We start from the raw sequence: 25291 nt of genomic DNA, 5'->3' as shown, positions 1-25291 counted from the left end.
GCCGAGGTATGCCATGAAAGTCCTGTCCTCCCTGAAGTCGGCGAAGGCCCGTCACCGCGACTGCAAGGTCGTCCGTCGTCGCGGCAAGATCTTCGTCATCTGCAAGTCGAACCCGCGTTTCAAGGCGCGTCAGCGCTAAGCCTCACAGCCTTCCGGCTGCGGCTGGCCCTACGCGGGGCCGACCCGATGCAAGAAACCGCCTTCGGGCGGTTTTTTGTTTATGCGGCTTTTTCCTGCCGTTTTTGCTGTAATCGCCTTTCTTGACCACTGGGGAGTAGATCGAGATGAAGCGTTACCTGTCCGCCCTGGCCGTGATGGCCACCCTGGCCGCCGCCACGCCGGCGCTGGCCGATACCCTGCTTGTCGACCGCGCCCGCGAGAAGCCGGCCGGTGCCCTGCCCGTGCGCGGCCAGAGCATGCAGCAGGTGCAGGCGCAGTTCGGCGCGCCGAGCGAGCAGCTGCAGCCGCGTGGCGGGCAGAAGCGGCAATGGCCGACCATCAACCGCTGGGTGTACCCGCAGTTCACCGTCTACTTCGAGAAGCAGAAGGTGATCGACGTGGTGGCCAACCAGGCGGACCCGAACGAAATCGGCCCGAAACCGCCGATCCGCTGATCCCCTTACCCGCCGTGGGCGGGCCTGTGTAGCGAGACCATGAACCCGACCCTTCGTTTTCCTGCCGAGTGGGAAGCCCAGAGCGGCGTCCTGATTGCCTGGCCCACCGCCGATACCGACTGGGCTGACCGCCTGGGCCAGGTGGAAGAGACCTACATCGCCCTGGTCGCGGCCATCACCCGCTTCCAGCCGGTGTTGATCTGCGTGGCCGACGACGATGTGGAGACCTACGCCGAGATGCGGCTGCGCTCCAACCGCATCGACATGGACAAGGTCCACTTCACCACGGCGGCCTACGACGATACCTGGCTGCGTGACTCCGGCCCGATCACCCTGCGCCGTGCCGACGGCGGTTTCCAGCTGCTGGATTTCCGCTTCACCGGCTGGGGCGGCAAGTTCGACGCCACCCTGGATGACCAGCTGGTGGGCGTGCTGGACCAGGCCGGCGTGTTCAACGACGCGCCGGTGCGCAGCATCCCGTTCGCGCTGGAAGGCGGCGGCATCGAGACCGATGGCGAAGGCACCCTGTTGACCACCTGGAAGTGCCTGCACGAGCGCCACCCGGACCGCGACCGTGCAAGCCTGAGCGCCGACCTGGCCAACTGGCTGCAGCAGGACCGCGTGCTGTGGCTGGACCACGGCTACCTGGAAGGCGACGACACCGACGCCCACATCGACACCCTGGCCCGTTTCGCCTCGCCTGACAGCATCGTCTACCAGGCCTGCGACGACGCGAGCGACTCGCACTACGCCGAACTGCAGGCGATGGGCAACGAACTGGCCGCGCTGCGTACCAAGGATGGGAAGCCGTACCGCCTGTTCCCGCTGCCGTGGGCACAGCCGGTGATCGACGAAGGCCGCCGCCTGGCGGCGTCGTACGCCAATTACCTGATCATCAACGGCGCGGTGCTGATGCCGGCCTACGGCGATCCGGCTGATGACCTGGCCCGCGACGTGCTGGCCCAGGCCCATCCGGGCCGCGAGATCGTGCAGGTGCCCTGCCGCTCGCTGATCTGGCAGAACGGCAGCCTGCACTGCATCACCATGCAGCTGCCGGAAGGGCTGTTGAAGGCATAAGCCGGACCGGTAGCGCCGGGCCAAGCCCGGCGAGCGCAGCGACGACCTGAAAATCCGCCGGGCATGGCCCGGCGCTACCGTGTGCGGACGCCATTCAGCGCGCAACACGCTGCGGCCGCCCATCCGCGCTAACATGCAGGTTTTCTCCCGCAGGAACGCCCCGCATGAACTCGCGCAGCCCCATTACCGTCGCCCTGATCCAGGAGCGCAACCACGGTGACGCCGCCGCCAACCTGGCGGTGATCGAAGCACGCGTGGCCGAGGCGGCTGCGCAGGGTGCCAAGCTGGTGCTGCTGCAGGAACTGCACAACGGTCCGTACTTCTGCCAGCACGAGTCGGTGGACGAGTTCGACCTGGCCGAGCCGATTCCCGGACCGAGCACCGAGCGTCTGGGCGCGCTGGCGAAGCAGCATGGCGTGGTGCTGGTCGGCTCGCTGTTCGAGCGCCGCGCCGCCGGCCTGTACCACAACACTGCGGTGGTGTTCGAAAAGGACGGCACCTTGCTCGGCAAGTACCGCAAGATGCACATCCCGGACGACCCGGGCTTCTACGAGAAGTTCTACTTCACCCCGGGCGACATCGGCTTCAAGCCGATCGATACCTCGGTGGGTCGCCTTGGCGTGCTGGTGTGCTGGGACCAGTGGTACCCGGAAGCGGCGCGCCTGATGGCGCTGGCCGGTGCCGAGCTGCTGCTGTACCCGACCGCGATCGGCTGGGACCCGGACGACGTGCAGGACGAGAAGACCCGCCAGCGTGACGCCTGGGTGCTGAGCCACCGCGGCCATGCCGTGGCCAACGGCCTGCCGGTGCTGAGCTGCAACCGCGTCGGCCACGAAGCCTCGCCGCTGGGTGCCTCGGGCATCCAGTTCTGGGGCAACAGCCACGTGCTCGGCCCACAGGGCGAGTTCCTGGCCGAGGCCGGCACGGACGCCACCGTGCTGCTGTGCGATGTCGACCTGCAGCGCAGCGAGCACGTGCGCCGCATCTGGCCGTTCCTGCGCGACCGTCGCATCGACGCGTACGGTGACCTGCTCAAGCGCTACATCGACTGAGCCGGAGCCGCGCATGGCCGTCCTCATCCGTGATGCCGGCCCGGCCGACATCGACGCGATCACCGCGATCTATGCGGTGGAAGTGACCGACTTCGTCAACACCTACGAGTACGACATTCCGGACGCGACCGAGATGCTGCGCCGCATGCGCGACATTGTCGATCGCGGCTTTCCCTACCTGGTCGCCGAAATCGACGGCCAGGTGGCCGGCTACGCCTACGCCAACACCTACCGCACCCGCATTGCCTACCAGTGGACCGTGGAGAACTCGGTCTACGTCGATGCCGCGTTCCAGGGCAAGGGCGTCGGCACCAGCCTGCTGCAGGCCCTGATCGATGCCTGCGTGGCGCGTGGCTACCGGCAGATGGTGGCCGTGATCGGCGAACCGACCAACACCGCCTCGATCAAGCTGCACGAACGCTTCGGCTTCGAGCTGGTGGGCGTGTTCCGTGGCCTCGGCCGCAAGCATGGCCGCTGGCTGGACACCGTGCAGATGCAGCGCGCGCTCGGCGATGGCGCCGAAACCGCACCTTTCAATGAATGAACCCATGACCGAAACCCTTCCCGAGACCGGCGACGATCTGTTCGCCGGCCAGCCGGTGCGCGTCGTCGAACGCGACGGCGTGCGCTACACCCTGCTGGGCACCGCCCACGTTTCACGCGCCAGCGTCGAAGCAGTGGAGAAAGCCATCGACAGCGGCCGCTTCGATGCCGTTGCCGTTGAACTGGACCCGCAGCGCCTGCAGGCGCTGAGCGACCCGGATACGCTGGCCAAGCTCGACCTGGTCGAGGTGATCCGCAAGGGCCGCGTCGCCCTGTTCGCCGCCAACCTGGCCCTGTCCGCCTACCAGCGCCGTCTGGCCGAACAGCTCGACATCGAGCCCGGTGCCGAGCTGAAGCGCGCGGTGGAGCTGGCCCGCGAGCGCAACCTGCCGGTGCACCTGATCGACCGCGAGGTCGGCCTGACCTTCCGTCGTGCGTCGCAACGGCTGGGCTTCTTCGGCAAGCTGAAGCTGGTTGCCGGGCTGGGCGCGGGCCTGTTCTCGTCGGAAGAAGTGGGCGAGAACGAGATCGAGAAGCTCAAGCAGGGCGACATGCTCGAGTCGAGCTTTGGCGAGTTCGCCAGCGAGAGCCCGGCACTGTACGAGACCATCATCGGCGAGCGCGACCGCTACATGGCCACGCGCCTGCGCGAGGAACACGACCCGCAGCAGCGTGAAGTGCTGGCGGTTGTCGGTGCGGGTCATCTGGCAGGCCTGGCGCGTTACCTGGAAACCGACACCGAGGCACCGGCACCGCTGCGCGCCGAGCTGGAGGCGGTACCGAAGAAGCGCAACATTCCGTGGTTCACGCTGGGCATCCTGGCCATCGTGGCGACCGGCATCGGCGTGGGCTTCTACCGCGGCGGGCTGGGCGTGGGTACCGAACTGCTGGCGACCTGGGCGATGTTTACCGGCGGCTTGGCGGGCCTGGGCTGCCTGCTGGCAGGCGGTCACCCGCTGAGCATCCTCACCGCGATCGCGGTGGCCCCGTTCAAGCCGTTCCGCCTGAGCATCCCGACCGGCGCATTCTCGGCACTGGTGGAAGCGCGTGTACGCAAGCCAGCCTACGAGGACTTCCTGAAGCTGCGCGACGATGCGCAGAGCCTGAAGGGCTGGTACCGCAATCGCGTTACCCGCGTGGTGCTGACGTTCATGCTGACCAACATCGGCAGCATGCTCGGCCTGTGGCTGACCACGTTCAAGGTGTGGGGCAAGGTGGCGGGGTAAACCCCTCAACCGGCCACAGAATCTGTAGCGCACGAGCCCACGCTCGGGCGACGCGGTGACTCGGCGACGCGGCAACGCGGCGAACAGCAGCCGAGCATGGGCTCGGCTCTACAGAGACAAACAGACGCGGCGAGCAGAAAAAAGGGGGAGGCCGCCCCACTACGACCGGCCTCCCCCACACCACAACACGTTGTCGCGCATTACGGTCGAGCAAGCTCGACCACTACACCGGGGTACCCGCCACGACCTCCAGGCCGCGCGCGCGGCGGATCAGCCGCGTCACGGCATTGCGCAGGTCATCCAGCACCGCGTAGATCGTCGGCAGGAACAGCAGGCTGACCACGGTCGAGAACGCCAGGCCCCCGGCAATCGCGCGCGCCATCGGCGCGTACTCCGGACCATTGCCGAACATCTGCGTATTGGTCAGCGAGATCGGCACCATCGCCAGGATCGCCGTGCCCATCGTCATCATGATCGGGCGCAATCGCTCGCGTGAGCCCTCAACCAGCGCCTGCGTGCGTCCCATGCCGCCGCGCCGCAGGTTGTTGATGTGCTCGATCATCACGATGCCGTTGTTCACCACCACGCCCATCAGCACCAGGATGCCGATGAAGGACATGATCCCGAACGAGGTACCGGTGATCCAGAACAGCCAGAACACACCGAAGATCGAGAACAGCACGCCACTCATGATCGCCGCCGGGAAAAGCAGCGACTCGAACACCGCCGCCATCACCACGTAGATCATCACCAGCGCGATCAGCAGGTTGAACACCATCTGCTGCATCGCTTCGTCGTCGTTGCCGTAGTCGCCGCCATCGAAGGTGAAGCCATAGCCGGCCGGGAAGTTCATCGGCTTGAGCACCGATTCCATCGCCTTGCGGCCATCCGGTGCGGTGACCTTCTCGGCCAGGTTGGCCTTGATGGTCAGCGTCGTCTGGCGGTTGGTGCGACCGATCTGGGTCGCCGATGAACCGACGTCAACGGTGACCAGGCTCAGCAGTGGCACGCTGCGACCGTCGCCGGTGCGCACGCTGAAGCCGGCCAGGTCTTCCGGGCTGCTCTGCTCGGCGCCAGCGAAGCGCACCCATACCGGTACTTCATTGTCGCCGCGGCGGAACTCGCGCATCGGCGCACCGCGCAGGGCCAGGCCGACGAAGCTGGCGACCTGCTCGGCATTGAAGCCGAATGCGGCGGCACGCTCGCGGTCGACGCGCACCTTCAGCTCACCGCCCTTCTCACCATTGTCGATGCGCACATCGCGCAGCTCGGCACGCTGGGCCAGCAGCGGCACCACTTCCTGGCCGATCTCCTGCAGCATCGAACTGGAGTCGCCGACCAGCTGCACCTGCACGCCCTGGTTGCCGCCACCACCGCCGTCGCCACCCTGGTTGCCGACGAAGTAGTCGGTACGCGCCGACTTCGGCAGGCCCTTGCGCAGCTCTTCCTGCAGCGCCTTGATGTCCTTGGCGTACTTCTCGTCCAGGGTGACCACGGTCGAGCTGCCTTCCTGCTCGCTGTACCAGGAGTACACCTGCTTGACGTGCAGGCGCTCGCGGTTGGCGTCGATCCAGTTCTCCACGCGCGCCACCTCCTCGGACATCTGCCGATAGGTATAGGCGCCCTTCCACATGTAGCCGATGAAGATGTCCTTGCCGCCATCACCGCCGAACATGTCGACCTTGGTCAGCTTCATCGGCACCAGGCTGACCAGCACCACCAGCACGATGCCGAGCAGGCTCCAGCCGCGATGGTGCAGCGACCAGTCCAGCAGCCTGGCGTAGCGGCGCTGCAGCCGCGCGATCAGGCCGGTCTGCGAGTGCACCAGCTTGGGCGTGGCCATGCGCGCGGACAGCATCGGGATCAGGCTGACCGCGACCAGCCACGAGGCCAGCAGCGAGACCGAGATGGTGATCGCGATCTGCGCCATGAAGATGCTGATGTTGTTGGTCTCGCCGAACAGGTTCGGCACGAACACGATGCAGTGGCACAAGGTGCCAGCGCTGAGCGCGATGGCCACGTTGCGGGTGCCGATGATCGAGGCCAGGCGCGGCTGTCCCCGCATGCGCTCGCGCTCCTGGTAGATGCTCTCCACCACCACCACGGCGTTGTCGACCAGCATGCCCACCGCCAACAGCAGGCCCATCATGGTCAGGATGTTCAGCGTCACCCCGACGAAGTACATGAAACCCAGGGTGATGGTGAAGCAGATCGGAATGGCCAGGGTCACCATCAGCGTGGACGGCCAATGGCGCAGGAAGAAGAACAGCACCGTGATCGACAGGATCAGGCCGACCGCACCGGCCTCGGCCAGTTCCAGCAGCGAGGAGGTCACCGCCCTGCCCTGGTTGTCGATCACCTTGATCTGCACGTCGCGCATCGATGCTTCGGCACGGATCGACTCGACTTCAGCCAGCGCCGCGCGCGACACCTCCACCAGGTTGGCGCTGCGCTCCTTGAAGATGTCCAGGCCGACGGCCGGGTTGCCGTCCAGGCGGCGCCCGTAGTTCATCCGCGCCGGCTTCAGGCGCACGTCGGCGATATCGCCCAGGCGCAGGCCCTTGGCGTTGATCACCAGGTCGCGCATTTCCTGCAGGTCGGTGATCTCGCCCACCGGCTGCACGCGCACGCGCTGGCCGTTGTCGTCGATCTGCCCGGCCGAGATCGAGAAGTTCAGCGTGCGCAGGCGCTCGCTCAGCTCGTTGATGCTCAACCCATGCGCGTTGAGCCGGTTCGGATCGATGGCGATCTCCACCTCGTTCGGCGGCGCGCCGGTGATGTCGACGCGGGCCACGCCGGGGATGCGCTCGATGCGCCGCTTGAACTCGCGGTCGAGCATGTCGTAAGCGGTGGTCAGGTCGGTGGTGCTGGCCAGGCGCACCTTCAGCACCGGCTGGTCGCTGCTGGACCACTTGAACACGTTGTAGCGCTGCAGGTCATCGGGCAGGTCGCTGCGGATCGCATCGATGCGCTCGCGTGCATCGGACGCGGCGATGGCGATGTCCCGGTCCCAGTCGCTGAACTCGATGAAGATCAGCGCCGCCTCGGAGGTCGCCGACGAGCGCATCCGCTTGATGCCGGTCATCGTCGCCAGCGATTCCTCCACCGGGCGGATGATGGTCCGCTCCACTTCCTCCGGGGTTGAACCGGTGTACGGAATCTGCACGAACAGGAACGGCGCGGAGATGTCCGGCAGCGCTTCCAGCGGCAGCCGGAACGAGGCTATCAGGCCGATCACCACCAGTGACACGAAACACATGATGGTGGTGACCGGACGGCGGATGGAGAACTCGGCAACACTCATGCCGGTTCCTCCGCGCCCGCCGCGCTGCCTGCTGCACCCGGCTCGATCTCGCCGGCGTGCTTGCGGCCACGCTCGCGGTAGTAGGCGTCACCACGGCGGTCCATCAGGTCGTATACCACCGGGATCACCAGCAGGGTGAGCAGGGTTGACACCAGCAGGCCACCGATCACGGTGATCGCCATCGGCGCGCGCACTTCGGCACCCTCGCCCATCGCCACCGCCAGCGGCAGGAAGCCGAACAGCGTGCACAAGGTGGTCATGATGATCGGCCGCAGGCGCGAGCGTGCCCCTTCCACCAGGGCCTCGTGCTTGGCCACGCCGGCCTCGCGCAGCTGGTTGACCTTGTCGATCAGGATGATCGCGTTCTTGGTGACCAGCCCGACCAGCAGGATCAGGCCGATGAACACCACCACCGAGATGGGCTTGCCGGTCAGTGCCAGCGCCAGGATGGCACCGACCAGCGCCAGCGGAATGGTGAACAGGATCACGAACGGGTGCAGGAGCGATTCGAACTGCGAGGCCATCACCAGGTAGACCAGGAAGATGGCCAGGCCGAAGGCGAAGATCAGCGACTTCGCCGCCTGCGCCAGCTCCTCACCCTGGCCACCGATGTGCAGGCCGACACCCGCGCCCAGCGGCTGCTCGGCCACCATCTGCTGCACTTCGCGCATGGCCGCGCCCAGATCGATATCGCGCAGGTTGGCCGACACGACGGCCACCCGGGTCTGGTCAGCGCGATGGATCTCGCTGGGACCAGTGGTGGCGACCACGTCGGCCACCGCGTCCAGCGTCACCGGACGGGTACTGCCCGGATTGACGATCAGCCGGCGGATGCTCTCCACGCTGGCACGGTCGCCTTCCTGGGCACGCACCAGCACGTCGATCTTGCGGTCGCGGAAGCTGTAGCGGGTCGCCACGTCGCCGCGCACCTTCTTCACCACCACGTCGGCGATCTGGCGGGTGGTCAGGCCCAGCGCACCGGCACGTTCCTGGTCGAAGCGGATCTGGATTTCCGGGAAGCCCTCTTCAACCGTGGACTTCACGTCGGCGTAGTGCGCGTTGCCGCGCAGCATTGCCGCCAGGCGCTGGCCGGCCACTTCCAGCGTCGCCATGTCCTGCCCACGCAGCTCGATTTCCAGCGGCGTGGAGAAGCTGAACAACGCCGGGCGCGCGAAGTCGACCTGTGCACCAGGATGCTGGCCCATGGTGTCACGCAGGCGCTCGGTGATGTCCGCCTCGGTACGCGCGTTGCCGCCGCCTTCCATCACCACGGTCAGCTTGCCGATGTTCTCGCCGCTCTCGGTTGGGCTGGCATCCAGGCGGGTGCCGCTGCCGCTGACGCCATACAGCGAGGCCACGCCCTCGCCGTTGCCGTGGGCCAGCTGCAGCTCGCGCACCAGCGCATCGGTCTGCTTCAGCGGCGTGCCGGCCGGCAGCTTCACCGTCATTTCGAAACGGTCCTGCGCCAGCTGCGGGATCAGGTCGGCACCGAGCATCGGCACCAGTGCCATGGTCGCCACGAAGATGATCGTGGCCACGCCCAGCACCTTGCCCGGATGGGCCAGCGCGCTCGGCAGCAGGCGCAGGTAGCCGCGCTCGGCACCGGCATAGGGCTTCATCGCCAGATCGCTGGCCTTGCGCATCACCGGGCCAACCACGGCCACCACGCCACGCCACGCCCGCACGACCAGCCAGGCCAGTGCATAGAAGCTCCAGCGCGCGGTCGCCACGGCACCACGGCGACCCAGCGCCACCGGCTTCTGCCAACGGTTCTGCGGCTGCCACGGTTCGTTCGGTGCCTCTTCCGGGAACGCCAGCGGCGGCCGTCCCTTCAGCGAGCTCAGCATCGGGATCAGGGTCATCGACACCAGCAGCGAGATCGCAATGGCGATCGCCACGGTCAGTGCCTGGTCGCGGAACAGCTGGCCGGCGATGCCATCGACGAACACCAGCGGCAGGAACACCGCGATGGTGGTCAGGGTCGAGGCGACCACCGCCATGCTCACTTCGCGGGTACCTACGATGGCCGCCTGCAGGATACCCAGGCCGCGTTCGCGCGCCTTGGCAATGCTCTCCAGCACCACGATCGAGTCGTCCACCACCAGGCCGGTGGCCAGCGCCAGGCCGCCCAGCGACATCACGTTCAAGCTGAGGCCGAGCTGGCCCATGAAGAAGAACGTGGCGATGATCGAGACCGGCAACGACAGGCTGATCACGAAGGTGCTCCAGCCATCGCGCAGGAACAGGAAGATGATCAGGATCGCCAGCAGGCCACCGATCACCGCATCCTTCTTGACGTCGGCGATGGCGTGCTCGATGAAGCGCGACTGGTCCTCGATGGTGGTCATTTCGACATCGGACGGGAACGTGCCCTTGATCTGCTCCAGGCGCTTGCGCAGCGCTTCGGCGGTGGACACGGTATTGGCGTCGCCTTCCTTGTAGATCGCCAGTTCCACCGATTCCTTGCCGCCCAAGCGGATCACCGCTTCACGCTCCTTGTAGCCCTGGCGCACGGTGGCCACGTCCTTCAGGCGCACCGGCACGCCGTTGGCGACCACGCTGGAGCCACTACCGGACGATGCGCTCTGTGCCGCCGACGCCGCCGCGATGGCGGCCGCCGACCCGGTCGACGCGGCGATGTTGAACATCTGCTGCAACGCCGAGTCGGCCGCGCTGCCGTTCGAGCCCTGGGTGGTGACCAGCAGGTTGCGGATTTCCTCCAGGTCGGCGAACTGGTTGACGGTACGCACCAGGAAGCGCTGCGAGCCCTCCTCCAGGCGGCCACCGGAGATGTTGATGTTCTCGTCCTTCAGGCGCTTGATGACGGTGTCGATCGGCAGGTTCAGCTGGGCCAGCTTCTGCTGGTCGATGTCGACCTGGATCTCGTCCTCGAGGCCGCCACCGACCTTGACCGCTGCCACGCCGGTGACCGGCTCCAGCTTCTTCTTCAGGTCTTCATCGGCATAGCGGCGCAGGCCGGTCAGCTCGCGGATCGCATCGGCATCGGTGGCTGGCGCGTCCTTGCTCGACAGCACCAGACGCATGATCGGCTCGGTGGATGGATTGAACCGCAGCAGTACCGGGGCCTTGGCCTCCAGCGGCAGGTTCAGCGCTTCCATCTTGTCGCGCACCTCCAGGCTGGCCTGGTCCATGTTGGTGCCCCAGGCGAACTCCAGCACCACATCGCTCTGGCCGGTGCGCGAGACCGACTTCAGCTTGCGCAGGTTCTTGACCACGCCCACCGCTTCTTCGACCGGCTGGGTGATCAGGGTTTCGATTTCGGTCGGCGCCGCACCGGTGTACTCGGTGCGCACGGTCAGCGTCGGGTAGCTCAGGTCGGGCAGCAGGTTGACCTTGAGGTTGCCCAGCGCGATCAGCCCGAACAGCAGCAGGGTGACCGTGCACATGGCGATGGTCACGCGGCGGCGGGTGGCGAATTCCACCAGGCCGCCGCGCATGCCAGCGGCGGCGCCGTCGCTCGCCGGCGAGGCACCGTGGTCGTGGCCCGGGGCGGTCATTGCTTGCTCCCGGCCTTGTCTGCCGGCTTGGCGGCCGCTGCGACCGTCTTCGCCTTTGCCTTCGGATCAGCGATCACCTGCACTGCGGTGCCGTCGCGCAGCGCGACCTTGCCGGCGGTGACCACCTGATCACCGGCCGCCAGGCCATCACGGATCTCCACCCACGGGCCCTCGGCGTAACCCAGCTTGACCGGAACGCGTGCGACCTTGCCTTCGCGCACCCGGAACACCGCCGGCTCACCGTCGTCGAGCAGCGCCAGGCGCGGCACCACCAGCGCATCGGCACGCTGGTCGTAATCGATGCGGATGCGGCCGAACATGCCGGGCTGCAGCGCATGCGCGGCGCCATCGAAGGCACTGACCACGCGAAACGTGCCGCTGCCCGAATCCACCACCGGCGCGATGCGGTCGACGGTGCCGGTGAAGCTCTGGCCCGGCAACGCGTCGGCGGCCAGGGTTACCGGCTGACCGGCGCGCAACGTGGCCAGCTCGCGCTCGGGCACGTTGAGGGTGGCTTCCAGGCGCGAGTTGTCGACGATGCGGAAGATCGGCGTGTTGATCTGCACGAAGTTGCCGGTCTTGATCGAGCGCGAGGCGATCACGCCGGAGATCGGCGCCACCACCGTGGTATAGGACAGTTCCAGCGTGGCCAGGCGGTACTGCGCGCGGACGTTCTCCAGGTCGAAACGCAGCTGGTCGACATCGGCCGTACTGACCATCTGCTGGCCGACCAGCTTCTGCGCGCGCTGGTAGTTGTTCTCCAGCTTGCGCATCTGCGCTTCGCTCTGGGCAACGGCCAGGCGCGCGCGGTCAGGGTCCAGGCGCACCAGCGGCTGGCCGGCGGTGACCCGCTGACCCTCCTCCACAAGCACCGCCAGCGCCACGCCGGAGGTCTTGGCCACCACCTGCGATTCGGCGCGCGGCTCCAGCGCGGCGGTACCCGTGTAGCTGGCCGCGACCGCGCGATGGCTGGCCACGGCCACTTCGACCGGGACCGCATCGACCTTCTTCTCCTCCTTGGTGTCGGCGGCCTTTGCTTCGGAATTGGGCCCTGCGGCGCAACCGCCCAGCAGCAGGGAGGTGAAGATCAGCAGTGCGGCAGCGCAGATTCCGCTGCGACGGCCGGACAGGAAGGTTGGGTGCGACATCGTCAGGTCCCTGGAGGATGCGTGGACAGGTGTGGTAGCAAAGTAATGCACCACTTCACGGCAACACCATATCCCAAAGGTCATGGTGTCTTCACGCCGCTGGTCGGCCCGCCCCCATTTCAGCTAGATGAAACCTGAGGCTATACTCGGGGCGTTCCGTACCCCACGCCGGAACGACCAGACCCGAATCCCCGGAAACGACACCATGCGCCCGCAGCCGCTCGCCGCTTGTCTCGCTCTGGCCGTCCTCCTGCCCCTTGGGGCCGCCGCACAGCCCGCTCCTGCTTCTGCTCCCGCCACACCTGCCCCGGCCCCGGCTCCCGCCGCCGCGCCGGCGCCTGCCACGCCCACCGGCAACTTCGACAATGGCCGCGTGCTGGCCTACACCTGCCAGGGCTGCCACGGCATTACCGGCTACAAGAACGCCTACCCCAGTTACCGGGTGCCGAAGATCGGCGGCCAGACCCAGCAGTACCTGGCCCAGGCCCTGGCCGAGTACCGCCAGGGCAAGCGCCGGCATCCGACGATGCAGGCACAGTCGATGAGTTTCAGCGAACAGGAGATCGCCGATCTCTCTGTTTACCTGTCCACCGTCAAGTAAGGCCCGCCCATGTCGAAAGCCGCGCATCCGATGCGTCACGCCATCGCCCTGTCCGTTGCCCTGCTGCTGGCCGCCTGTTCACAGTCGCAGGTGGAAAACAGCGAAAAATCCGCCGCCGACCCGGGCCATGCCAGCGGCGAACACGGTTCTTCGTCCTCCGCCGGCCTGCCCGCTGGCCGCGAGGCTGCCGGTGAAGCCCGCGCCAAGGTGAAGGGCAAGGCCACCAACCAGAGCTGCATCGACTGCCACGGGGCCGATGGCAATGCGCCGATCGATCCGACCTATCCGAAGCTGGGTGGGCAGTACGGTGACTACCTGGCGCATGCACTGCAGGCCTACCGCGCCGGTGACCGCCAGCATGCGCTGATGACGCCGCAGGCGAAGGACCTCAGCGATCAGGACATCGCCGATCTGGCGGCGTATTTCGGCAGCCGGCCGAGCCAGCTGCGGGATCTGCACGGGGTCAAATGACGGCCGGCCCCCCGGTCGGTGCGGACCGTCGGTTGGTAGGTGCGGACCGTTGGTCCGCACAGATTCCGGATATCCACGCATGGCGTGGATCTGCTGAGCCGAGCGTGGGCTCGGCTCTACATCAATCGGCGCGATCGCTGGCGCCGGTCAACGCTCAGCCTTCCAGCTCTTCCCAGCGCGCGTAAGCGGCATCCAGTTCGGCCTGCACCTTGGCCAGCTGCTGGGTGTGCGCCGTCACTTCAGCACTGCTGCGGGTGTAGAACGACGGGTCGTTCATCGCCGAGGTCAGGCCTTCGACATCGCCTTCCAGCTTCTCGATGGTCTTCGGCAGCTGCTCCAGTTCGCGCGCTTCCTTGTAGGCCAGCTTGCGCTTGGGTGCGGCCGGAGCTGCGGTAGCCGGGATGGCCGGCGCAGCGGCCGCCGGCTTGGCCGCAGGGGCCGCGGCAGGCGCTGCGATGCTGGCCGCATAACGCTGCCAGTCGCTGTAACCGCCCACGTACTCGCCGATCACGCCATCGCCCTCCATCACCAGCGTGGAGGTGACCACGTTGTCGATGAAGTCACGGTCGTGGCTGACCAGCAGCAGGGTGCCGGTGTATTCGGCCAGCAGCTCTTCCAGCAGCTCCAGGGTTTCCACGTCCAGGTCGTTGGTCGGTTCGTCCATCACCAGCAGGTTGGACGGCTGTGCGAACAGCTTGGCCAGCAGCAGGCGGTTGCGCTCGCCACCGGACAGGCGGGTAATCGGCGCACGCGCACGTTCCGGGGTGAACATGAAGTCCTGCAGGTAGGCATGCACGTGCTTGCGCTTGCCGTTGAACTCGAGGAAATCGCGGCCTTCGGCGACGTTCTCGATCGCGCTCCAGTCTTCGCGGAGCACCGCGCGGTACTGGTCGAAATACGCGATCTGCAGGTTGGTGCCGGCATTGACTTCGCCCTTGGCCGGCTGCAGCTCGCCCAGCAGGAGCTTCAACAGCGTGGTCTTGCCGCTGCCGTTGGGGCCGATCAGGCCGATGCGGTCGCCGCGCAGAATGGTCGTGGTGAAATCGCGGACCATGGTGCGCTCGCCGAAGGCGAACGAAATGTCCTTGACGTCGATGACCTTCTTGCCGGAGCTGATGCCCTGCGCGGCTTCCATCTTGACGTTGCCGCTGAGATCACGGCGCTGCGAACGCTCCACGCGCATCGCCTTCAGGCGGCGCACGCGGCCTTCGTCGCGGGTGCGACGGGCCTTGATGCCCTGCCGGATCCAGACTTCTTCCTGCGCCAGCAGCTTGTCGAAGCGGGCGTTTTCCTGCGCCTGCGCGTTGAGGCGTTCCTCGCGGCGGCGCTCGTAGTTGGCCCAGTCGCCTGGCCAGCTGGTGACCTGGCCGCGGTCGATCTCGACGATGCGGGTGGCCAGGGCACGCAGGAATCGACGGTCATGGGTGACAAACACCACGCTGCCGCTCCAGCCCTTCAGGAACGCTTCGAGCCAGTCGATGGCCTCGATGTCCAGGTGGTTGGTCGGTTCGTCCAGCAGCAGCACATCGGGGCTGGACACCAGCGCGCGGGCGAGCAGCACGCGGCGCTTCATGCCGCCGGACAGGCGGCCGAACTCGGCCTCGCCGTCCAGGTCGAGCTTGGTCAGGGTTTCGCTGACGCGCTGGTCCAGGCCCCAGCCGTTGGCGGCGTCGATCTTGGCCTGCACGTTGCCGAGGGCTTCGCCGTCGAAGACTTCGGCATGGCTGAGGTGGTGGAATTCGGCCAGCCACTGGCCCAGCTCGCCGAGGCCATCGGCGACGACGTCGAACACCGAGCCGGCGGCGCCGTGCGGCACTTCCTGCTCCAGGCGGGTGACGCGCACGCCCTGCTGCACGCGGACTTCGCCGTCATCGGGCTTGTGGTCGCCGGACAGCAGCTTGAGCAGGGTGGATTTGCCGGCGCCGTTGCGGCCGATCAGGGCGATGCGTTCGCCCGGCTCGATCGACAGTTCGGCTTTTTCCAGCAACAACGGGCCGCCGACGCTGAAGTCGACGTTCTGTAGGGTAATCAGAGGCATCCGGATATTGTACGGGTTGGGGGCGTCGGCCGGGTTGCACCCGGCACCCGCAGCGGCCACTGCTGCTGCCGAAGCAACAGCCAAAGCTGGTTTCCTGTGGGATGGCGGGGCGGTATGGGTCTGCAGGACACGCCGTAAACCCATCCATGGGGGCTCGATGGCGCCATCCATGGCGCCAACGGTCCTGCAGACCCACACCACCCCGCCTCTGACAGTTTCCCGCGATCTGTCGGAACGGCATTCTGCTCTGGTGGGTGTCGACCTTGGTCGACACGATAGATCCACCCCATGCGTGGATGAGCGCTGCAGGGACTGTCGATGGATGGAATCGACTAGGGGTCTGATGGCTTACTCCACGTCCCCCAACAACGCCTGCAATCCCGGCAGCCACTGCTTGCCCGGATGGCGTACCAGCCACAGGGTGCGCTGCAGGGCCGGCAGCGGAGTCTCGAGCACGCGCAGGCGGCCCAGGGCCAGCGGCTCTTCCAGCGCGTGGCGCGATAGGCAGGCCAGGCCGAGGCCGGCGATGGCGGCCTGCTTGATCGCCTCGGTATTGCCCAGCTGCAGGGTCTGGGCGAAGCCGCGCAGGTGCGGCAACAACGCCTGCTCCACCGCTTCGCGGGTACCCGAGCCGGGCTCGCGCAACAGCCAGCGTGCACGGCGCAGTTCGTCCAGCGACCAGCGTGCGGGGGCGTCGGCGGCGGCGACGATCACCAGCGGGTCCTGCTGCCAGGCCGTGACCTGGAGGCCACGCTCGTGGCACGGGCCTTCGATCAAGCCGGCGTCGACGTCCAGGCGCTGCACGGCGGCGACCACGCCAGCACTGTTGTCGATGCGCAGATCAACCTCGGCCTGCGGCGCCTGTCGCAGCAGCTCGGCGATGCGCGGCGGCAACAGGTAGTTGCCGATGGTGGTACTGGCGGCCAGCACCAGCCGCAGCGGCGCGCCCTGCCCCGGATCGCCGCCGGCGGCCAACTGCCGCTCCAGGTCGGCGGCGTTGACCAGCAGCGTGCGGGCCGGCTCCAGCAGCGCGCGGCCGTGGCCGTTCAGGGCCAAGCGGCGGCCGATGCGGTCGAACAACGGGGTACCGAAGTGTGCCTCCAGTTCCTGCAGCGCAGCACTGCTGGCCGACTGCGATAGCGCGATGGCTTGGCCAGCGGCGGTGGTGCTGCCGTGATCGGCGATGGCGACGAAGACCTGAAGCTGGCGCAGGGTCAGGCGCATGGCAATTATGCGTTTTATAGGTAGTTTTCACCCATATTATTCGTTTTACAGGTCAGTTGTGCAGGCGCACGCTTGCCCCATCACTCCAGCCCTGCCCCTGCCATGAACGCCCGCGCTCTCTCCTCCTGGTCCCTGCCTGCCCTGCGCCAGCGCTGGCAACCGCGCCTGCCCGGCCTGCTGCTGGTCGGCCTGATCGCAGCGGCGTCGCTGTACCTGGCCGAGCTTCCCTGGTTGCAGGCGCATGGTCTGAGTGCACTGACCGTCGCCATCGTCGCCGGCATCGTGGTCGGCAACACCTTCTACCCGCGGCTGGCGCCGAGCAGCGCGGCCGGTGTCGGCTTCTCCAAGCACTGGCTGCTGCGCGCCGGCATCGTGCTGTACGGCCTGCGCCTGACCTTCCAGGACATCGGCCACGTCGGCGTCAGCGGCGTGCTGATGGACGTACTGGTGGTCGCCAGCACCTTCGGCCTGGCCTGCTGGCTGGGCGTGCGCGTGTTCAAGATGGAACGCGAGGCGGCGATGTTGATCGGCGCCGGCAGCGCAATCTGCGGTGCAGCGGCAGTGATGGCCGCCGAACCGGTAGTGCGTGGCCGTGCGGCGCAGGTCACGGTGGCGGTCTCTACGGTGGTGGTGTTCGGCACGCTGGCGATGTTCCTGTACCCGGCGCTGTATGCGCTGGTGCAATCGCACGGCTGGCTGGTGATGGACTCGCGGCAGTACGGCCTGTTCACCGGTGCGACGGTGCATGAAGTGGCACAGGTGGTGGCAGCCGGCCGTGCGGTCAACGAAGCTGCGGCTGATACTGCCGTGATCACCAAGATGGTGAGGGTGATGCTGCTGGCACCGTTCCTGGTCGCCCTGTCGCTGTGGCTGGCGCGTGGCGGCAAGGCCAGCGCCGACGGCAGCAAGGCACGCATCGTGGTGCCGTGGTTTGCGTTCGGTTTCGTGGCGGTGGCCGGGTTCAACTCGCTGCACCTGCTGCCGGCCGGCCTGCAGGCCGGGCTGGTGCAGCTGGATACCGTGCTGCTGGCGATGGCGATGGCCGCGCTGGGCCTGACCACCCACGTCTCGGCGCTGCGCCAGGCGGGCCTGAGGCCGCTGCTGCTGGCGCTGATCCTGTTCGCCTGGCTGCTCTTCGGTGGCCTGGCGATTCATCAGGGCGTGCTGGCGGTGCTGGGCTGAGCAGGAGCGTGCCGACCAGCCGTCGGCACCCACCCGTAGATCCACGCCATGCGTGAATGGCGGGCCCAGTTGGGGGTCAGAGCCCTTTCCTGCGGAAAGGAGGCCGACCCCACCCCATCAGGCGGGACCGGCCGCGCAGGCAGGTACAATGCGCCATGACTGACTTCTCGACCCTGCCGCTGAGCCCGGCCCTGCAGCCCGGCCTGGATGCCCTCGGCTACACCACCCTCACCCCCGTGCAGGCGCAGAGCCTGCCGGCCATCCTCGATGGCCGCGATGTGATCGCACAGGCGCCAACCGGCAGCGGCAAGACCGCCGCCTTCGGCCTGGGCCTGCTGCAGGCCATCGATCCCAGCCTGATCCGCGTGCAGGCACTGGTGCTGTGCCCGACCCGCGAACTGGCCGACCAGGTCGGCAAGCAGATCCGCAAGCTGGCTACCGGCATCCCCAACCTGAAGCTGTTGCTGCTGGTGGGCGGCGTGCCGCTGGGCCCGCAGCTGGCGTCGCTGGAAGGCCACGACCCGCACGTGGTGGTCGGCACGCCCGGCCGCGTGCAGGAGCTGGCGCGCAAGCGCGCGCTGAATCTTGGCGCGGTGCGCACGCTGGTGCTGGACGAAGCCGACCGCATGCTCGACATGGGCTTCGAGGAACCGATCCGCGAGATCGCCGGCCGTACCCACAAGGATCGACAGAGCCTGCTGTTCTCGGCCACCTTCCCCGACAGCATCCGTGCCATGGCACGCGACCTGCTGCGCGACGCGGTGGAAGTGACCGTGGAAGGTGCTGACCAGGCCCCGGCCATCCGCCATATGTTCTGCGAAGTGGAACCGGCGCACCGGCAGAAGGCGCTGGCCGGCCTGCTGCTGAAGTACACGCCGGAATCGGCGGTGGTGTTCTGCAACACCCGCAAGGACGTGGACGAAGTGGCGAACTCGCTGCAGCAGTTCGGCTTCTCGGCACTGGCCCTGCACGGCGACATGGAGCAGCGCGACCGCGAGGAAGTGCTGCTGCTGCTGGCCAACCGCAGCTGCAACGTGCTGGTCGCCAGCGACGTGGCCGCACGTGGCCTGGACGTGGAAGAGCTGGCCGCGGTGATCAACTACGAGCTGCCGACCGACGTGGAGAGCTACCAGCACCGCGTGGGCCGTACCGGCCGTGCCGGTGCCAGTGGCCTGGCGATCAGCCTGGTGGCCGGCCGCGAGAAGACCCGCGCCGAAGCGATCGAAGCACAGATGGGGCAACCGCTGGATTGGCAGAAGACGCCGCTGGCGACGGCGCGCCCGGCCGAGCTGCCGCAGGCGGCGATGCGTACGCTGCGCATCGATGGTGGCAAGACCGACAAGCTGCGCCCGGGTGACATCCTCGGCGCACTGACCGGCGACGCCGGCCTGTCAGCCAAGTTCATCGGCAAGATCGCGATCTTCCCGACCCGCTCCTACGTGGCGATCGCCCGTGAGCAGGCCAACACGGCCGTGGCCAGGCTGGAAGCCGGCAAGATCAAGGGCCGTCGTTTCCGCGTGCGGATGATGTAAGGAACAGGGTGGTCGCCGGGCGTGGCCCGGCGCTACCCGCATGCCGTGCGTAGCGCCGGGCCATGCCCGGCGACAGGCTCAGAACACCAGTTCGGTGTGCAGCGGCAGGTCCGCTTCCCAGCGCGCGGCCGCCGAGGCCGTCCAGCTCGACCAGCACGCCGGCACCCACCACCTCGACACCAGGCGGCGGCGCACCAGCGACAACGCGGCGACCAGCGTGCCGCCCGTGGCCAGCACGTCGTCGATGATCGCCACGCGGGCACCGGCCGGCAGCGCATCGGCGTGCACTTCGATGCAGTCGCTGCGGTATTCGAGCGTGTATTCCTCGCGCAGCACCTGGCCCGGCAGCTTGCCCGGCTTGCGCACCGGCACGAAGCCCACCCCCAGTTCCAGCGCCATCGCGGCGCCGAGGATGAAGCCGCGCGATTCGATGCCCACCACGGCATCCAGCTTCTGGTCGCGCCAGCGGTCGGCCATCGCGGTGATGGCACCGCGGAAGTCCTCGCCATGGGCGAGCAGCGGCATGATGTCCTTGAAGAGGATGCCGGGCTTGGGGAAGTCGGCGATGTCGCGCAGGCGGGAGGCCCACTGCGGAGCGACGAGGGCGTCGGTCATGTCACGTTGGCTATCTGATGGCGGCATAGGGTACCTGTTCCGGGCGCCGGCTGCCTGTTGGGGTGTTCGGCCGGGCTGCGCCGGGCGCCTGCGGTAGTGCCGGCCGCTGGCCGGCAACCTCAACAGCAACAGCAACAGCGTGCATTCCGTGGGATGGCGGGGTGGGTCCGGCTGCGGGGGCGCCGTAGATACGTCCGTGTAGGCTCGGTCGCGCCATCCATGGCGCTCACGCCCCCGCAACCGGACCCACCCCGCCTTCGACAGATTTCTGCGATCTGTCGGGCATTGCTTTCTGTAGATCCACGCCATGCGTGGATGAATCTTCATCGAAATCGAGTATTTCGAAGATTGAACGAAGAGCATCCACGCATGGCGTGGATCTACCGTGTCGACCAAGGTCGACACCTACCCACAGCAGCGGGAATCTGTCGGAGGTGGGGCGGTGTGGGGCTGCAGGACCGTTGGCGCCATGGATGGCGCCATCGAGCCCCCAGGGGTGAGGGCGCTTTGCTTGCGAAGCACTGCTTCGCAAGCGCCCGAACGCACAGCCGCCAGCGGCTGGGCCGGTTTGGGGGTTTACGGCGTGTCCTGCAGCCCCACACCGTCCCGCCAGACCATCAGCAATCCAGAGCCGCTTTGGCTTTGGCCGTTGCTTGCGCGGTGGCCTCTGCAGGTGCAGGGCGCAGCCCTGCCGAAACCCACCCTCAGGAACTGCAGGACAGCATCGAGCAGCCGGCGCGGTTGTCGGCCCACGCCGGGCGCTTGCCGGCAAAGTGCTCCAGCCCGGCGCGTTCGGTATACGGGTCACGCAATACGTCCTGCAATGCGTGAACACCGCCGAGGTCGCCCTGCTCGGCGCGATCGATGGCCTCCTGGGCCAGCCAGTTGCGCAGCACGTACAGCGGATTGGCCGCGGCCATTTTCACCGTGCGCTCGCTGGCCGACAGCGGATCCACGCGCAGCCGCGCCGTGTAGTCCTGCAACCACTGCTGCAGCGGTGCCTGCACCGACTGCTGGCGCGCCTCGTCGTAGTACACCGCGTCAAGCACGCCCACATCGGGCGACGTTGGATCAACGCGCATCAGCGCGCGCCAGGCCAGCGTCATGTCCATGCTGCCGTCCTGCATCAGCTGCTGCCAGCGCAGGTAGAGCTGCAGGTCCTCATCATCCGCCGCTGCCAGGCCGAGCTTGGCCGCTGCATCGCGACGGGTGCAGGCAACGAACGTGGACTGGTACGCCGCCAGTCCCGCTTGCAACGGTTCGACATCGGCAAACAATGGCGACAACGCCTGCGCCAGTCGGCTCAGGTTCCAGTACGCCACCTGCGGTTGGGTGCCGAAACGATAGCGCCGGCCTTGGGCATCGGTGGTGTTCGGCGTCCAGTCCGGATCGAAGTCCTCGACCCATCCATAGGGACCGTAATCCAGCGTCTGGCCTATCACGGACAGGTTGTCGGTGTTCATCACGCCATGCACGAAGCCGACGCGCATCCAGTGCGCCATCATCTCGGCAGTGCGCACCGCGATCTGCGCGAACCAGTCACCGTACAGCGCCTCGCCCTGCCCTTCGAGCTCCGGAAAGTCGCGGGCGATGCACGCGTCGACCAGCTGCCGCAACAAGCCAGTTTCACCACGCGAGGCCGGCAGTTCGAATGAGCCGAAGCGCAGGAACGACGGCGATACACGGCATACGATGGCGCCGGGCTCGGCACGCGGATGACCGTCGTAGAACATGTCGCGCACCACGTCGTCGCCGGTACCAACCAGCGACAGCGCACGCGTGGTCGGCACGCCAAGGTGGTGCATCGCTTCACTGCACAGGAACTCGCGGATCGACGAGCGCAGTACCGCGCGACCATCGGCGCCGCGCGAGTACGGCGTCGGCCCCGCCCCCTTCAGCTGCAGCTCCCAATGACGGCCATCGGGCGCGACCAGTTCACCCAGCGAGATCGCGCGACCGTCGCCGAGCTGGCCGGCCCAGTGACCAAACTGATGGCCGCCATAATTGGCCGCCCACGGCTGCATGCCGGGGTACAGCGCATTGCCACCGAACACATCGGCGAAGCCATCGCTCTCCACTTCATCGGCATCGAAGCCGAGCATCGCCGCCACCTCCGGCGACCAGGCCAACAGCGTGGGCGCCGCCACGGGCGTCGGCATCACCGGCGACCAGGCGGCGCCCAGCACTTCACGCCTGCGCGGGCCGGACTCTGGGTCACCCGGCAGGGCATTCAGCAGGCGATTGTCGAAACGGGGGCTGTCGTTATCCATGGTGTTGAAGATGGGGGCGACGGCCGACGGCCTCAATTGCCGCTCAGCGCCTGCAGATGTCCACCGTGGGCCTCGGCGCGCTGGTAGGCCGGGCGCTCGCCAATGCGCTTGAGGAAGCCGCGAAGCGCCGGCTTGTCGTCGAGGCCACCGCCGCGCGCGGCCGCAGCCTGGATCGGAAAGCTCATCTGGATGTCGGCCGCGCTGAACCGATCACCCGCGAACCAGGGGCTTTCGGCCAGGCGGCGCTCCATCCAGTCCAGGTGCAGGCGCCGCTGCGGACCGATGAAGCCGCGCTCGGCCTTGTCGGCAACGCTGCGCGCGATCGGGCGGGCGAAGAACGGCATCGGCGCGTTGCGGATGCGGCCCATCACCAGGGTCAACAGCAGCGGCGGCATCGCTGAGCCTTCGGCGTAGTGCAGCCAGTAACGGTAGGCGATGCGCTCGGCGCCATCGGCCGGTGTCGGGGACGGCGACAGCTGGCGTTGGGTGTCATAGCGATCCGCGAGGTAGTCGAGGATGGCGCCGGACTCGGCCAGTACCAGCTCACCGTCCTGCAGCACGGGGGACTTGCCGAGCGGATGCACCCTGCGCAGCTCGGGCGGTGCCAGCAGCGTCTTCGGATCACGGGGATAACGGCGCAGTTCGTAGTCCAGCCCCAGCTCCTCCAGCATCCACAGCACGCGCAGGGAACGGGAGTTTTCCAAGTGATGGACAATGCGCATGGGGATGATCCTTGGGGAGGCCCACATCGTACCGCGCGCAGTGCATGCCCTTTGTAGAGTCGAGCGTGGCTCGACTCTACAAAAAAACAACGGGCAATAAAAACGCCGGAAGCTCTCGCTTCCGGCGTTCTGGCTACCAAACGGCAGCAGACGGATTAGACCGCCTGCACCTGGTCAGCCTGCATACCCTTCTGACCCTGGACGGCGATGAAGGTAACCTTCTGGCCTTCCTGCAGGGTCTTGAAGCCGGTGCCCTGGATGGCACGGAAGTGCACGAACAGGTCCGGGCCGCTTTCCGGGGTGATGAAGCCGAAGCCCTTGGCGTCGTTGAACCACTTGACGGTGCCGGTCTGACGATCAGACATTTGACTAACTCCTGAAACACATGTTGAAAAAAATCGCAGCCACCGGGTATCGGGGCCGAGACTGAGTTGCAGGCGTTGGTAAAGCGGATCGATGAGCGGATCGTGAGATCAACTGCACCAGGCCACGATTCACGGTGACCCTAGCAAACACAGTGGGTCGAACGATACGCGTGTTTTCTGCAAAAAGCGATAGCCCGGACGTTCATGGGCAAACCCGCCCGCTAGGCGTGGCAAGGCTTGGCAACCGGTCAAGCCTAACCCCGAGTCCCCATTCAGGTTTTTCCTACCCTACACTGGGTAAATGACTGAAGCTGAAACCCAAGCTGAACCCGCCCTCCCCCGCATCTGGGTGGACGCGGACGCCTGCCCCGCCGTCATTCGCGACATCCTGTTCCGGGCCGCTGAACGGGTCGGGATCGAACTGACTCTGGTTGCCAACCAGTGGATCCGCACCCCGCCGTCGCGCTGGTTGCGCTCGATCCAGGTGCCCCAGGGCCTGGACGTGGCCGACAGCGCCATCGTCGAACGGGTCGCCGCTGGAGACCTGGTCGTCACCCAGGACATTCCGCTGGCCGCGCTGGTGCTGGAGAAGAAGGCCGTGGCGCTGAACCCCCGCGGCCAGCTGTACACGCCGAACAACATGGCCGAGCGGCTGTCGATGCGCAATTTCATGGAAGAACTGCGCGGCGCCGGGGTCCAGACCGGCGGCCCGCCGCCACTGGGACCGCGCGACCGGCAGCTGTTCGCGGCCGAGCTGGACCGCTGGCTGGCGCGGCGCCCGGCCCGCTGACCCGCGCTAGCCGCCCTGCTCCATTCGGCACAGGCGGCGCTGGCTGCTGAACCGCCGCGGTTCCCCGGTCAGCGGATCATCGAAGACCAGCACCTGTGCCAGCAGCTGCAGTGCAGGCTCGGCGCTGCCCTCCGGCCGCGACTGCAGCTGCGGGTAAAGGTCGTCGCCCTCGATCGGAGCGCCCAGCGCGGCCATGTGCACGCGCAGCTGGTGCTTGCGACCGGTTTCCGGCTTCAGCCGGTAGCGCCAGATCGGCCCTTCGGCCTCGATCGGCTCGATCAGGCTGCGCGCATTGGGCTCGCCCGGCACTTCGGCCATGCGGAAGAACGGCTCCCCCGGCACCAGACGGCTGTCCCGCTGCAACGGGAACGCCAGCCCAGGCAGCGCCGGTGCCAGCGCCTCGTAGGTCTTTTCAACGCGGCGCTCGCGGAACAAGCGCTGATAGGCATCGCGTGTCGCCGGCTGGGTCGAAAACAACACCAGCCCCGCCGTGAGCCGGTCCAGGCGGTGCAGTGGTACCAGATCCGTGTTGCCGGTGCGGGCGACCAGGCGCGACAGCAGGGTTTCGCGCACATACCCACCGGCCGGCGTTACCGGCAGGAAGTGCGGCTTGTCGGCCACCAGCAGGTGCGCATCCAGATGCAGGAGGGTCTCGGCGAAGGGAATCACCGGCTCGTCGGCAACCTCGCGGAAGTACTGGATTTCCAGCCCCACCTGCCAGGGCATGTCCGGCGCCAGTGCCCTGCCCTGCGCATCCTGCACACGGCCTCGGGCGAAGCGGTCCTGCCATTGCGCGCGACCGATGCGCGGGAAACGCGCGCACAGGCCATCGAGCAGGCTGGGCCAGTGGCCGGGGGGCAGCTGCAGGTGGCTGGGCAGGGTCATGGCGTCCATTCCGGCCACGGGAAAGAGCGCCAAGAGTGCCACCGTTGACGCTGCGCAGACAGCCCGGCAACGGACACCCTTCGAGCAAACCTCTATCATTGACGTCTTTAGTCC

At 67.3% G+C, this 25291-nt stretch carries 19 protein-coding genes and 2 pseudogenes; 11 read left to right on the top strand and 10 right to left on the bottom strand.

The window, feature by feature from the left end; all coding sequences use genetic code 11:
- Positions 1 to 13: 13 nt before the first annotated feature.
- The 6 genes from ykgO to ROV95_RS18185 all read left to right on the top strand — a co-directional run bounded on the left by ykgO (position 14) and on the right by ROV95_RS18185 (position 4512).
- Positions 14 to 139 carry a type B 50S ribosomal protein L36 gene (gene ykgO, locus ROV95_RS18210; protein WP_005409283.1) on the top strand — a complete coding sequence of 42 codons (126 nt, stop codon included), beginning with the start codon at positions 14 to 16 and terminating at the stop codon, positions 137 to 139.
- A gap of 145 nt (positions 140 to 284) precedes the next feature.
- Positions 285 to 614, top strand: coding sequence for a hypothetical protein (locus ROV95_RS18205; RefSeq protein ID WP_005416228.1), 330 nt, complete (start codon positions 285 to 287; stop codon positions 612 to 614).
- A 39-nt stretch (positions 615 to 653) separates the two neighbouring features.
- Positions 654 to 1691 (top strand): agmatine deiminase family protein, encoded by a 1038-nt coding sequence (locus tag ROV95_RS18200; protein WP_312545651.1) that lies wholly within the window; start codon positions 654 to 656, stop codon positions 1689 to 1691.
- Between the two features lie 164 nt (positions 1692 to 1855).
- Positions 1856 to 2743 (top strand): carbon-nitrogen hydrolase, encoded by an 888-nt coding sequence (locus ROV95_RS18195; RefSeq protein WP_312545649.1) that lies wholly within the window; start codon positions 1856 to 1858, stop codon positions 2741 to 2743.
- Between the two features lie 13 nt (positions 2744 to 2756).
- On the top strand, positions 2757 to 3287 hold the full coding sequence (locus ROV95_RS18190) for a GNAT family N-acetyltransferase (protein WP_021204152.1): 531 nt from the start codon (positions 2757 to 2759) through the stop codon (positions 3285 to 3287).
- Positions 3280 to 4512, top strand: a complete 1233-nt coding sequence (locus tag ROV95_RS18185) for a TraB/GumN family protein (protein WP_227854299.1) — start codon at positions 3280 to 3282, stop codon at positions 4510 to 4512. Before ROV95_RS18190 ends, ROV95_RS18185 begins: the two co-directional genes overlap by 8 nt.
- Before the next feature lie 223 nt (positions 4513 to 4735).
- Here ROV95_RS18185 and ROV95_RS18180 read toward each other — a convergent pair whose 3' ends face one another.
- From ROV95_RS18180 to ROV95_RS18170, 3 genes and pseudogenes are all read right to left on the bottom strand, one after another.
- Positions 4736 to 7816, bottom strand: a complete 3081-nt coding sequence (locus ROV95_RS18180; RefSeq protein ID WP_312545646.1) for an efflux RND transporter permease subunit — start codon at positions 7814 to 7816, stop codon at positions 4736 to 4738.
- Positions 7813 to 11268: pseudogene (locus ROV95_RS18175) on the bottom strand (efflux RND transporter permease subunit); the annotation flags it as partial. The gene ROV95_RS18180 and the pseudogene ROV95_RS18175, both read right to left, overlap by 4 nt.
- A gap of 62 nt (positions 11269 to 11330) precedes the next feature.
- Entirely contained in the window at positions 11331 to 12482 is a 1152-nt protein-coding gene (locus ROV95_RS18170) for an efflux RND transporter periplasmic adaptor subunit (protein WP_312545645.1), read from the bottom strand.
- A gap of 205 nt (positions 12483 to 12687) precedes the next feature.
- Between ROV95_RS18170 and ROV95_RS18165 the strand changes: the two genes are divergently transcribed.
- Both ROV95_RS18165 and ROV95_RS18160 read left to right on the top strand, forming a co-directional pair.
- Entirely contained in the window at positions 12688 to 13083 is a 396-nt protein-coding gene (locus tag ROV95_RS18165) for a c-type cytochrome (protein ID WP_312545644.1), read from the top strand.
- A gap of 9 nt (positions 13084 to 13092) precedes the next feature.
- A complete protein-coding gene (locus ROV95_RS18160) occupies positions 13093 to 13554 on the top strand; it encodes a cytochrome c (protein ID WP_005416218.1) in 462 nt (153 codons plus the stop codon).
- A 154-nt stretch (positions 13555 to 13708) separates the two neighbouring features.
- Here ROV95_RS18160 and ROV95_RS18155 read toward each other — a convergent pair whose 3' ends face one another.
- Positions 13709 to 15592 carry an ATP-binding cassette domain-containing protein gene (locus ROV95_RS18155; protein WP_312545643.1) on the bottom strand — a complete coding sequence of 628 codons (1884 nt, stop codon included), beginning with the start codon at positions 15590 to 15592 and terminating at the stop codon, positions 13709 to 13711.
- 348 nt (positions 15593 to 15940) lie between these two features.
- On the bottom strand, positions 15941 to 16816 hold the full coding sequence (locus tag ROV95_RS18150) for a LysR family transcriptional regulator (protein WP_312545642.1): 876 nt from the start codon (positions 16814 to 16816) through the stop codon (positions 15941 to 15943).
- 102 nt (positions 16817 to 16918) lie between these two features.
- On the opposite strand from ROV95_RS18150, the gene ROV95_RS18145 reads away from it, so the two are divergent.
- Together ROV95_RS18145 and dbpA are read left to right on the top strand one after the other, a co-directional pair.
- Positions 16919 to 17998 carry a YeiH family protein gene (locus tag ROV95_RS18145; RefSeq protein WP_312545640.1) on the top strand — a complete coding sequence of 360 codons (1080 nt, stop codon included), beginning with the start codon at positions 16919 to 16921 and terminating at the stop codon, positions 17996 to 17998.
- A 155-nt stretch (positions 17999 to 18153) separates the two neighbouring features.
- Complete coding sequence (dbpA, locus tag ROV95_RS18140; protein WP_312545639.1) at positions 18154 to 19530, top strand: ATP-dependent RNA helicase DbpA; 1377 nt, start codon at positions 18154 to 18156, stop codon at positions 19528 to 19530.
- Between the two features lie 78 nt (positions 19531 to 19608).
- Here dbpA and ROV95_RS18135 read toward each other — a convergent pair.
- The 4 genes and pseudogenes from ROV95_RS18135 to ROV95_RS18120 form a co-directional block, all read right to left on the bottom strand.
- Positions 19609 to 20145, bottom strand: a pseudogene (locus ROV95_RS18135) (adenine phosphoribosyltransferase).
- Positions 20146 to 20849: 704 nt separating this feature from the next.
- Entirely contained in the window at positions 20850 to 22415 is a 1566-nt protein-coding gene (locus tag ROV95_RS18130) for a protein adenylyltransferase SelO family protein (RefSeq protein ID WP_312545637.1), read from the bottom strand.
- A 32-nt stretch (positions 22416 to 22447) separates the two neighbouring features.
- Positions 22448 to 23137: a glutathione S-transferase gene (locus ROV95_RS18125; protein WP_155029386.1), complete on the bottom strand. Its 690-nt coding sequence runs from the start codon at positions 23135 to 23137 to the stop codon at positions 22448 to 22450.
- A gap of 155 nt (positions 23138 to 23292) precedes the next feature.
- Positions 23293 to 23502: a cold-shock protein gene (locus ROV95_RS18120; protein WP_004153307.1), complete on the bottom strand. Its 210-nt coding sequence runs from the start codon at positions 23500 to 23502 to the stop codon at positions 23293 to 23295.
- Positions 23503 to 23803: 301 nt separating this feature from the next.
- Between ROV95_RS18120 and ROV95_RS18115 the strand changes: the two genes are divergently transcribed.
- Positions 23804 to 24292, top strand: coding sequence for a YaiI/YqxD family protein (locus ROV95_RS18115; RefSeq protein ID WP_312545635.1), 489 nt, complete (start codon positions 23804 to 23806; stop codon positions 24290 to 24292).
- Positions 24293 to 24298: 6 nt separating this feature from the next.
- Here ROV95_RS18115 and ROV95_RS18110 read toward each other — a convergent pair whose 3' ends face one another.
- Positions 24299 to 25177: a pseudouridine synthase gene (locus ROV95_RS18110; RefSeq protein WP_312545634.1), complete on the bottom strand. Its 879-nt coding sequence runs from the start codon at positions 25175 to 25177 to the stop codon at positions 24299 to 24301.
- Positions 25178 to 25291 lie beyond the last annotated feature (114 nt).

This window comes from Stenotrophomonas maltophilia group sp. msm1, from assembly GCF_032025805.1.
Lineage (GTDB): Bacteria > Pseudomonadota > Gammaproteobacteria > Xanthomonadales > Xanthomonadaceae > Stenotrophomonas > Stenotrophomonas hibiscicola.
Note: the sequence above shows the minus strand (reverse complement) of the source record. Positions and strands in the feature narration are given on the sequence as shown.

Excerpts from the sequence above, each read along its gene's own strand:
- ykgO (WP_005409283.1), top strand. The coding sequence starts at position 14 with ATGAAAGTCCTGTCCTCCCTGAAGTCGGCGAAGGCCCGTCACCGCGAC.
- ROV95_RS18205 (WP_005416228.1), top strand. The coding sequence starts at position 285 with ATGAAGCGTTACCTGTCCGCCCTGGCCGTGATGGCCACCCTGGCCGCC.
- ROV95_RS18200 (WP_312545651.1), top strand. The coding sequence starts at position 654 with ATGAACCCGACCCTTCGTTTTCCTGCCGAGTGGGAAGCCCAGAGCGGC.
- ROV95_RS18195 (WP_312545649.1), top strand. The coding sequence starts at position 1,856 with ATGAACTCGCGCAGCCCCATTACCGTCGCCCTGATCCAGGAGCGCAAC.
- ROV95_RS18190 (WP_021204152.1), top strand. The coding sequence starts at position 2,757 with ATGGCCGTCCTCATCCGTGATGCCGGCCCGGCCGACATCGACGCGATC.
- ROV95_RS18185 (WP_227854299.1), top strand. The coding sequence starts at position 3,280 with ATGAATGAACCCATGACCGAAACCCTTCCCGAGACCGGCGACGATCTG.
- ROV95_RS18180 (WP_312545646.1), bottom strand. The coding sequence starts at position 7,816 with ATGAGTGTTGCCGAGTTCTCCATCCGCCGTCCGGTCACCACCATCATG.
- ROV95_RS18170 (WP_312545645.1), bottom strand. The coding sequence starts at position 12,482 with ATGTCGCACCCAACCTTCCTGTCCGGCCGTCGCAGCGGAATCTGCGCT.
- ROV95_RS18165 (WP_312545644.1), top strand. The coding sequence starts at position 12,688 with ATGCGCCCGCAGCCGCTCGCCGCTTGTCTCGCTCTGGCCGTCCTCCTG.
- ROV95_RS18160 (WP_005416218.1), top strand. The coding sequence starts at position 13,093 with ATGTCGAAAGCCGCGCATCCGATGCGTCACGCCATCGCCCTGTCCGTT.
- ROV95_RS18155 (WP_312545643.1), bottom strand. The coding sequence starts at position 15,592 with ATGCCTCTGATTACCCTACAGAACGTCGACTTCAGCGTCGGCGGCCCG.
- ROV95_RS18150 (WP_312545642.1), bottom strand. The coding sequence starts at position 16,816 with ATGCGCCTGACCCTGCGCCAGCTTCAGGTCTTCGTCGCCATCGCCGAT.
- ROV95_RS18145 (WP_312545640.1), top strand. The coding sequence starts at position 16,919 with ATGAACGCCCGCGCTCTCTCCTCCTGGTCCCTGCCTGCCCTGCGCCAG.
- dbpA (WP_312545639.1), top strand. The coding sequence starts at position 18,154 with ATGACTGACTTCTCGACCCTGCCGCTGAGCCCGGCCCTGCAGCCCGGC.
- ROV95_RS18130 (WP_312545637.1), bottom strand. The coding sequence starts at position 22,415 with ATGGATAACGACAGCCCCCGTTTCGACAATCGCCTGCTGAATGCCCTG.
- ROV95_RS18125 (WP_155029386.1), bottom strand. The coding sequence starts at position 23,137 with ATGCGCATTGTCCATCACTTGGAAAACTCCCGTTCCCTGCGCGTGCTG.
- ROV95_RS18120 (WP_004153307.1), bottom strand. The coding sequence starts at position 23,502 with ATGTCTGATCGTCAGACCGGCACCGTCAAGTGGTTCAACGACGCCAAG.
- ROV95_RS18115 (WP_312545635.1), top strand. The coding sequence starts at position 23,804 with ATGACTGAAGCTGAAACCCAAGCTGAACCCGCCCTCCCCCGCATCTGG.
- ROV95_RS18110 (WP_312545634.1), bottom strand. The coding sequence starts at position 25,177 with ATGACCCTGCCCAGCCACCTGCAGCTGCCCCCCGGCCACTGGCCCAGC.